Raw genomic sequence first — 9,654 nt, forward strand, 5'->3', positions numbered from 1 at the left:
GGTGGGTGATGATTTTAATGACATTACCTCTTCGATTAAGGTAGAAAAAAGTGGGGCGATGCCCTTAAAAGCCACGAAAGCCATGCAGTTTGACGGCAAAAATGATTATATCGAGGTTCCTTACCATCAGGAACTCAACCCCAACCAATTTACCATTTCTTGCTGGGCGAAAGTCACCGGGGGTCAAGGTCAGTGGCGCTCTCCGATTACCTCTCGTTATGGCGATAGTCCCAAACTCGGATATTTGTTATATGCCGGTAACAATAACAAGTGGCAAACCTGGGTGGGGAACAATGGTGGCCCCTGGCAAATTTTAACTGGGTCGGATGTGGTTTTGAATGCCTGGACTCATGTGGCCTTCACCCATAATGGAACGGAACTCAAACTGTACGTGAATGGTAAGTTAGAAGGAACGTTAAAAACCACTTACTTACCAAACAACCGCGCTTGTTTGACAATTGGTACTGGAGCAACGGAAAAACCCGCCCGGATGTATTTCTTTCACGGGCTATTGGCTGAAGTTGCTGTGTGGAATGTGGCGCGCAGCGAAGCGGAAATTAAGGCGAATATGTCCCAGAAACTCACGGGGAATGAAGCGAATTTGGTGGGCTACTGGCCGTTAAGTGAGGTCAAACAAGAAGGTTCGACGGTGAAAGTGGCAGACCAAAGCAGCAACAACTTTGAAGGAACCGTTTATCAAGCGTCTGTGGTTGAAGACAGTAGTTTGCCGTTGGGGTAATCTCAGGAACAGTTGAAAGACTCAGGCATAAAATAAACCCGCCCAATCGATCGCCATAAAACGGCGATTTCCCTTGTGGGTCATTGGCAAAGCAGGGCGGGTTTTTCTGTTTGGCAATTTGTTCTCAACTGTGACGATCGCCCTTATACCTGCGCCTGATACACATAGGCTGCCCCTGCTTGGGGACGACCGGGGGCCTCGGCTGACCCTGCGCCTACAATGAAGCGATCGCCGCTAATGGCAACGGAGTCGCTGAAATAATCTTTCGGTTTTGCCTCTGTGGGTTGCACCTGCTGTTTGTGCTGCCATTGGCCGTTTTCCAGTTGAAAAATAGAGGCCATTCCCCCAGTATTGGGAGCGGTTGCTCCCACCACGGCCCAGTTGTCGGCGATCGCCACTGCATAACCGAAGAATAAGAAATCGCTTGTCACATCTGGGGGTTGCAGAGTTTGCTTATGTACCCACTGGCCGTTTTCCCATTGAAACAAATGGGCTAAACCATTGCGCTTGGCGCTCTCTCCACTGTTTGCCGACCCGAGAATCACCCAATTGCCACAAATGCCCACTGATAGGTTGTAAAACTGACTGGCTTTCTCACTGAGGTTGAGCTTCTGGACCTGCTGCCATTGTCCATTTTCACATTTGAAGGTATAGGCTCCTCCAAATTCTCCCGAGCGATCGGTGCCGAAAATCGCCCAATCGTGGCTAATGCCGACGGAATAGCCGAATTTCAGGTCTGGAGACGCATCCACAGCTTGCACCTGCGCTCTTGCCTGCCATTCACCGTTTATCAGTGCGTAAATATAGGCCGTTCCCGCGTTTTGGGCATTGGGCAGATCCGCACCGGGTGCGCTGACGACTGCCCAGCGATCGCTAATGGCAACTGACTTCCCAAAACCATCCCCCGCTTTCAACCCATTGGGTTGCAGCTTTTGTTTTTGCTGCCATTGGCCGTTTTCCAGGTGGAATAGATAAGCCGCACCTGCATCATCTTCACCCGCCGCATCGGCTCGATACGCCCCTACCAGCGCCCAATCCCCGCTGATGGCAACGGCTCTGCCGAATTGCGCCTCACTCTTGACCTCACTGGGTTGCAGCTTTTGTTTTTGCTGCCACTGACCGTTTTCCCAGTGAAAGAGATATGCCGCACCTGCCTTGGGTTTCTCACTGCTGGCGTCGGCTTTCGGCGCACCGACGATCGCCCAGTCTCCACTGATATCCACCCCAATGCCGAACCAGTTTTGTTCTCCTAAATCGGGCGGTTGCAACTTCTGCTCCAGTTTCATGCCAGTAATGGAGCCAAGGACGGTATTTGCGGGGGAGGTGGCGGGAACTGACCCTGTGCCCGGAATCCAGAATTGCACGCCTACCGGGGGACAGCCCCACTCGGCACCTTTGTTGCTGAGATTTTCACTGGCTAAACCTGGGGTTGCTCCTTTGTATCCCACGATCGCCCATTCCCCTCGGAATTCTAACTTGCGAACCAAGCGGCTACCCAGGCTTTCGCAGGCTTTTTGAGCGCGTTCGGACATATTGAAGCTGGCTTCATCGCTGGCGACGATCGCCACTAATCGACCCTCGGGCAAATTTTCAATCCGTTCGGCAAAGGCATCGGCATTGCCGGGGTTGGCTAGCAGATCGAAGTGGTGAACGCTTTCTACCGTGGCTTGATTTTCGTCGAAGATTGCCACGTTTAACCCCCGCTGGTAGCCGCCTGCAGGGGTGACGGGTTGCCCGTTATGCAGGATTTGGGTTTGACTGGCGCGATCGCCACCGCCAGAGGTGACGGAAATCATCCCTTTGTTAGGGGCGAGTTCCGGAATCGGGAAGGTTCGCGTGAGGGCGATCGCCCCAGGGTCAATCTCTTCGGTGGCGCTTCCGGGGTCGGTTCCTTTTTGGCCGATCGCTGCCCAAGATCCTTGAAGTTGCAAGTACCACATTTTGAAGCAGCCGATCGCTTGACACGCTTGTTTGGCCTCATTAGAAAAGCTGTAGTTGCCCTCGTCTCCTACGGCTAACGCGACTATAGTTTCGTTGGGGAGGCGTTCTATAAATTCGATTAACGCTTCCGATGCATCCGCTTCGGCAAAGGTATCGAAAGTGGTGGCGCAACGGGGTTGTCCCCTCTGCGGGTCGATGGCGACAATATTGATTCCTCGACCGTAGCGATCGTAGCCGATTTCTCGGTCGTTAATGCTAATGCGGGGGTTGATGCCGCTGTTTTTGCCCCCGGATTCTACTTTTATAGTAATGTCGTTCACACTAATCTCTCCCAAACGCCGACAGTATTGATGTTATCTCAGATTGGGCACCATTCTCAATCACCCGATAATCCGGCATGGGTGTGTCACCCCCGGCGGGTGTTGCTCCGAATGGTGTGAATGCCTCACTCCGGTTTTTCGGGTTTTGCAGTTCTCATCGTAGCATCAATGGGGAGGATTTTTCGATGTTGACAAATAATAATTTAATCTTCATTCAATTTGCCATTGAAATCTCGCCGGTTTTGGCTGCTAGGGAAGAAGGCAACGGATAAACTCACCGCAAAACCGGGATTTTATTTTGCAATTACTGGGCTAGCTGCTGTCAGGAATTGAGGGGCTGGGGGCGGGTCTTTCCCCTGGGCTTGTGGGTCGCAAAACTACAGTACAAAACTGCCGACTCCCTGGGAAGGTGAGGAGGCTTTCCAGACTCGATCGCGCCCGGTATAAGGCGGGTTTTCGGTTGGTTCTGTGAATGGCAGAAATCCAGGAAAAACCGCCTTTTCCAAAGCTGGGAATGCATCCTTGATGGAGGTATAATTTTCCCAAATTGTCGGGGCGTAATTTTGAATAAATTATGCAATCAATTGTCAATTTCAATCGACCCGCCCCGCCGAATTGATGCGAGCAAAAAATAAGCGCGCGATCGCCTTCCCGGGAAAGCAACCTACTGCACGTATTCCGCATAAACCAGTCCGTTAGCCACTAGGGTTTCGCCTTGCAAACACAGTCGCACCTGAATCGGACCGGTGACTTCTGCAATAAAAGTATATTGACGGTCTTGATTGTCGGGGACGATTAATTCCGACGTGCCATCAAACTCCACGGTCATGGACAGGGAATCGAGTTCGTCCACGGCTTCCACTTGCAAACTCTGCGGCATTCGCAAGGTGCGATCGCTAAACACCGAGGCCATAACTCCGGGCAAGCGAGTGGGCAAGACGGAGGTTTCGGTCCAGCCCCAGTCAATCTGCAAGCTGGAACCCAGAAAGATTTTGCATAATTCTCGCTCTACATAGACGAAAATATAGGGCAAGCCGCCTTGGGAGTGGTCTTTGTTGGTGCGCCAGTCCAGCACAAAGGTTAACTCGCGATTGTTCTCACATTGCGCCGAGGCGACGAACCACTCCCAGCCGATATCTTCTCCCCACCGAAACCGACCGAAGTTGCGGTCGTGATAGCAAAACCAGTTGGCATCCAACTCAAATCGGCGATCGCCCACGCACAATTCTCCCGCCACCTGCACTCCGGGCACCAACCCCCAGCCGATGAACCCGCTACCAAACGGGGAATCTTCGGTAACTAACAAGGGCGTGGCTCGAGCCTGCGCCTGGAAGTGAATCGACAGTTGCGATCGCTCGTCGCGCACCGCAACTTCTGCCTGGGAACCGTTAATCTCCAGGCACATGCCTCTCCCCTGCACTCGCAAGGGAGAACGGCGCACGGCTGACGGCTTCCATTCCAGGGAATACGCCGTACCGAAGGTGAGTAATGCGGTATTCGGGGGCACCGGTGAGAGAATGCCCTCGGGGTTGGCATTGACGATAAAAGTGACTTGAATTTCGCCGCGATTGGGTCTGCCGGCGAGGGTGATATTCACCAGCGATCGCACCCCGGAGGCGCGATCGAGCAGCACGAAATGATACCAATCTTTCCAATCCACCGGGGAGGCAGGATCCTCGAGGGGGATTCGCAGTTCTTCAATGCGGGCCAGGGTTTGCAGGTCGAGTGTCATCGCTGTAGGGATTTGGGTTCGCCAAGTATATCATCAAAGGTGGGTGTGGGTGCCGCAGGGACAGGGGCGGGGGATGGTAATGCGGCGATCGCCTCGAGCAAGGCATTCAGCCTGGGGGAAACTTCCGCCAATCCCAAAACGATCGCGCCAAACCAGCGATCGCCATCCATTCCCAAGGCTTCGCAGGTGGCATCTCCCGAAAATGGGGCGATCGGGATGCTGCAGTTCCCCAAACTCCACAACCACTGTTCCCAAAAGTATAATAACCCTTGCTGTCCGGGAGACCCCCCCACAGAAGCGTGATAGGCAGCCGCCGCCGACTGACTGACCGATAGCCAGCGCGGTGCTTGTGCCGATGCCATTGCCAACACCCCATTTTTAAAGAACCGGGTGCGCCCCAGTTGGGCGAGTAACTGCTCCCCGCCTGGAGTGCGGCTGCGTTGCCATCCTTTACCGGCCACTCCCAGCAACAGTTCCACCACCAGCCACCGGGCGGGCAGTGCTTCCAACCCGGATAAGCCGGTGCTGAGGGTATAACTGGCAGGGGTAGCGGAATCGGCAACACCCATCTGGGGCGATCGCGCGCTACAAGCTTCGATTCCCGATGCAAATCCCGGGGCGATCGCCGCCAGTCCCAGAAGTATATCCTCAAACCAGCGTCCGCCATCTTCCCCCATCTCTTCGGGAAATCCGCTTTTAAACAGGGGGGAAATCGCAATGGTGGGCCGATCTCCCTCGATTTCTACATCGGTGTGAGCTAAATCGAACAGCCAGCGCTCCCAAATTTCTAACAAGTGCCCTTCTCCCACGCGATCGCGCAGGGTGGCATTGGCTTCGGATAATTTTTGCCAGATCCAATGTGGCAATTGCGCTTGGGTAAAGGCGATCGCGCCATTGCGATACAATTGCGTGGTTTGCAGGCGATCGCGCAACTCCTTGCCGGCTGAGCTGGCGGCATATTCCTCGCCGATTTGCGCCAGCAAGGTTAACAGTTCTGCGGCTAACCAGGGGGCGGGAATCCGATCGAGATCCAGCAATCCGCCAATTAAGCCAAATATCCCGGCGGTACTCGGATCTGAGGCCGATCGGGGGCGATCGCTTTCCCCGGGCAGGGGAAAGGTTACGGCAATTGGCACTTCGGCGCGATCGCTGTTCCCCGCTGGGGGCACAATCTCTACCTGAATGGGAATCGCTCGTTCGTGAAAGCCGGGAAAGCGCAATCCACTGGCTAGCTGTTGCCCGGGTTGCCATGCGATCGGGATTTCCAGGCTGAGGGTTTGAGTGGCTTCTCCCCCAGGATCGAGATAAATGTAAGGGGGAAATAAGCGGTTTGTGGTGGCGAAAATTTCGCGATCGTCTCTCACCCAGTCTTCGAGAATGGGTCGCAACAACAAGGGTTCTTGCATTTCGTTTCGCAAGGAAAGCTGCAAACACAGCGTCCCCCTAGGCTTGATTTTCACCTGGATGCCTCGGGATTCTGGAGATTCAGTAGATGGGTTCATGTTGACGGTCAATCTTGACAGTTCCATTCTCAATTTACAGGAAAACTGCCTAATAGCGCCAATTTCCTAGGGGCGGTTCAGGGCGGGGCAATTCGCACAAGCCTAGGGTTCTGAAGCGATAAAAAAAGCAGGTGAAACCCCCTGGCGAAGCGATCGCGAAACTACGCCCCGAATCTGCCATCCCTAGCACTTCTGCAACGGTTAGCCCGAACCGTTCCAATCGGGCCTGCGCGACCCAGGTATTAACATTACTCCCTGTGGGCTGACTTCGCTCCCTCTGCCGCGATTTTTCGTTCCTTATCTCACATCTGAGACTGTAAATTCGCCCTTGCATTGCGGCGCAGCATGTCGGGTTTGATGCGGCGCAGGGCGGAGGCGCGAAAACGGCGATCCCACTCGTCATCGGAGAGAGTTGCCAGTTCTTCTAGGGTGGGGGAGAGATTCTCGGGATAGGGTTGAAACTCTGTAACATCGGTTTCGGTGGCAAATCGCTGATTCCAGGGACAGACGTCTTGGCAGATATCGCAGCCGGCGACCCAGCCATTTAGATGGGGTGCGATCGCCTCGGGCAGGGTTTGGGCGCGGTTTTCGATGGTATGATAGGCGATACAGCGATTGGCATCCACTACAAAGGGTTCGGCGATCGCGCCCGTGGGACAGGCTTCGATACAGCGGGTACAGGTGCCGCAGTGCTGGGTATGGGGTTTATCTGGGGTTAGTTCTACATTGGTTAGCACTTCTCCGAGAAATACCCACGACCCATATTCCCGGGAAATGACATTGCCATTTTTGGCAATCCAGCCAATGCCCGCCCGTTGCGCCCAGACTTTATCCGGCACCGGACCGGTATCGGCATAGTAGCGCGCCTCCATTAGCTCACTTTGTTCTCGCAGCCAAGCAGTGAGGGCTTTTAGCTTTTTGCTTAGCACTTTGTGATAGTCACGTCCCCAGCCATAGCGAGAGAGTTTGGCATAGCGATCGCCCTCGGGGTGAGTATGCCCGGTGTAGTAGTTGAGCGCCACGCAAATCACCGATCGCACCTCGGGCATCACCAAGCGAATATCCTCTCGCTTCGGGTTGGCCATCCACTGCATGTCCGCGTGATAGCCCTTGGCAAGCCATTGTTGCAGGGACGCCACCGCTGCCCCATCCTGGGTCTCGGCGCTGGCGATGCCCACTTTATGAAAGCCCAGGGCGCGGGCTTTTTCTTTCACCTGAGTGCTGCTGAGTGCCATCGTCATGGGGTCCTCTCCAATATTCGCGATCGGCAATCTTCCATCCTGCCGGCCAGTCTTACCTCAAATTAAGCGCCATTGAGTGTGATGTAGATCGCAAGTGAACCAATCATTATAAACCCCTAACCCGCCTATTTGTAAATTTTATTTGCGGTTTGTAAAGAAACGTAACATAATAGGAAACAGCAGCGCAGATTCACAACTCTGTGCGCGTCTGATGCCTTCATAGCCCACCTCAATCTCTATTCGAGCCATGACTTTCACTGCAAATCCCTCTACTCTCTTCTCTAACCCGACCTACACCAGCGCGAATGCGGTGGCGCAAACCACAGCCCAGTTCAAGCGCCTCAGCGTAGATGACCAGCTTGCTGCCCTTTGGTTTATCTACAAACAGCTCGGTCGGTCCATTACCCCCGCCGCCCCAGGAGCCGCTCGTTTGCAATTAGCGGAAGGTCTGCTCGAACAAATCAAGCAGATGCCCCCCGCCTCGCAACTCCAGGTGATGCGCGATTTGGTCCTGGGTACGAACACTCCGTTAACTCGTGCCTATGGCGTGTTCAGTGCCAACACCAAGCTCGGATTCTGGTATCAGCTTGCGGAGTTGATGAAAGAAGGTACGGTGATTCCCGTCCCTGACAACTACAAACTGTCGGCGGATGCAGCTCAAGTCATCTGTGCGATCGAGCGATTGGAATTCAATCAACAAATTACGATGCTGCGAAATGCAGTGGTGGATATGGGGGTTGACCCCCTCGCCTAATCGGTTTGGTGTAATAGCGGTGAGCAACCGGGTTTCTTGTCCCGGTTATCTCATCGTTGACCCATACCCTAGGGATTCCTATTCATTCCTCTTTTTTTTCAATGCAAAGCATTCCAAAATTTAATTTGTCCGCTTAGGGTTTTTGTTTTTTTCTCAACTTTTTTTACCTCTCCCTAGGTTGCAGCAGGTCTGGGTTCCCTGGGTCGTTCTGGGGTCTGCTTTTCAAGCACCCAGACCTGCATTTTGTACCCGGGTTGCATTGAAAATCGGATTGAACTGGAATTGAGGAGCCAGTGGAAAAGTTGAGTCTCTGGTGGGATGTCTGTATGACCCACCGGGGCGGAAAATTTTAATCAATTGAAGCGATTTATCGGATAATCTTTATGACGACCAAAGACACTATGATTTCAACCCCGGAATTGGCGATCCAAGGGGTGTCTCAACCGCAGATTGGCCGCTATTTTGAGCGGTTAAATGCTGGTGATTTTCAGGGGACGAGTGCCTTATTTGCGCCGGAGGGTCAGCTCCATCCGCCATTTGAGGAGCCGGTGGTGGGGACTGAAGCGATCGCGGCTTATTTAGAAGCGGAAGCTCGGGGGATGAAACTCTCTCCCGTCAAGGGGTCTATGAAAACCCTGGAGAATGGCGATCGCGAATTTTCCATCCGGGGATCGGTACAGACGCCCCTGTTCATCGTCAATGTGGGCTGGTTGTTCGTCCTCAATCCCGAGGGGGAAATTCTCTCGGTGACGGTGAAGCTTTTAGCATCTTTGGAAGAACTTGTCAACCTGCGGCGGTCGTAGATTGAACTCGGCGGAATTCAACCCAGAGGCAAAATAGGGAGAGACGCGACATTTCGCGTCTCTCCCCGAACCGTTGATAAATTTTTTTTCAAGATTTGGAAGCTGAACTGAGAGATTAAGCCAAGGCGGCTTGTTGCCAGGAGCGCATCAGCATTTTGCGTCCCAGTTCCACATCTTTCGGGGCACAGATCCAATCCGGGTGGGCGGTCATCAGCAGACTGTCTAAGGTTTCGCGATCGAACAGATGCCAGACCGGTGCGCCGTGAAATTCGGTCGCGATCGCGAAGCAGTTGTCGCTGATGCAGTGGATGGTGAAACTGCCGACGATGCGCTCGATTTCCATTTGTTCCCCGCAATGCAGCGATCGCCACTGGCGCACGATTTGCTTAAAGTCTTCAAAGGATGACACCTGCAGGCCCGGAATGCTGACCACATGAGAGGGGGAACCATTCACGGCGATCCAGTAATTGCGCGACGGATCGATACCTTCTAGCCAAGGGGAGACATCATCGAGACGATAACGGGGGGCGATGGGGAACAGTGATTTCATGATGATAACCTCCGATACGTTTGGAAACCCCCGTGCTTTAGCCGGGGGAGGAAAAACGAACGTGCGGCTTTA

8 protein-coding genes are annotated in these 9,654 nt (G+C 53.7%); 3 read left to right on the forward strand and 5 right to left on the reverse strand.

The features are described from left to right. Positions 1-739, forward strand: a 739-nt coding sequence (locus AC0QH1_RS06995; protein WP_324630267.1) for a LamG domain-containing protein, incomplete at its 5' end; no start/stop codon positions are given. Between the two features lie 143 nt (positions 740-882). On the opposite strand, the gene AC0QH1_RS07000 is transcribed toward AC0QH1_RS06995, so the two are convergent. The 4 genes from AC0QH1_RS07000 to queG all read right to left on the reverse strand — a co-directional run bounded on the left by AC0QH1_RS07000 (position 883) and on the right by queG (position 7,475). Further along, positions 883-3,000 carry an interleukin-like EMT inducer domain-containing protein gene (locus AC0QH1_RS07000; protein ID WP_324630268.1) on the reverse strand — a complete coding sequence of 706 codons (2,118 nt, stop codon included), beginning with the start codon at positions 2,998-3,000 and terminating at the stop codon, positions 883-885. A gap of 664 nt (positions 3,001-3,664) precedes the next feature. After that, on the reverse strand, positions 3,665-4,732 hold the full coding sequence (locus tag AC0QH1_RS07005) for a hypothetical protein (RefSeq protein WP_324630269.1): 1,068 nt from the start codon (positions 4,730-4,732) through the stop codon (positions 3,665-3,667). Then, entirely contained in the window at positions 4,729-6,234 is a 1,506-nt protein-coding gene (locus AC0QH1_RS07010; RefSeq protein ID WP_324630270.1) for a hypothetical protein, read from the reverse strand. Before AC0QH1_RS07010 ends, AC0QH1_RS07005 begins: the two co-directional genes overlap by 4 nt. Before the next feature lie 302 nt (positions 6,235-6,536). Then, positions 6,537-7,475 carry a tRNA epoxyqueuosine(34) reductase QueG gene (gene queG, locus AC0QH1_RS07015; protein WP_324630271.1) on the reverse strand — a complete coding sequence of 313 codons (939 nt, stop codon included), beginning with the start codon at positions 7,473-7,475 and terminating at the stop codon, positions 6,537-6,539. A gap of 247 nt (positions 7,476-7,722) precedes the next feature. Here queG and AC0QH1_RS07020 point away from each other — a divergent pair, with 247 nt between their 5' ends. After that, entirely contained in the window at positions 7,723-8,229 is a 507-nt protein-coding gene (locus AC0QH1_RS07020) for an orange carotenoid protein N-terminal domain-containing protein (RefSeq protein ID WP_324630273.1), read from the forward strand. A 383-nt stretch (positions 8,230-8,612) separates the two neighbouring features. Beyond that, positions 8,613-9,032 (forward strand): nuclear transport factor 2 family protein, encoded by a 420-nt coding sequence (locus AC0QH1_RS07025; protein ID WP_324630275.1) that lies wholly within the window; start codon positions 8,613-8,615, stop codon positions 9,030-9,032. A 115-nt stretch (positions 9,033-9,147) separates the two neighbouring features. Here the strand turns inward: AC0QH1_RS07025 and AC0QH1_RS07030 are convergent, their stop codons facing one another. Next, positions 9,148-9,582 carry a hypothetical protein gene (locus AC0QH1_RS07030; protein WP_324630276.1) on the reverse strand — a complete coding sequence of 145 codons (435 nt, stop codon included), beginning with the start codon at positions 9,580-9,582 and terminating at the stop codon, positions 9,148-9,150. Positions 9,583-9,654 lie beyond the last annotated feature (72 nt).

It is taken from the genome of Phormidium sp. CCY1219 (assembly GCF_055795085.1).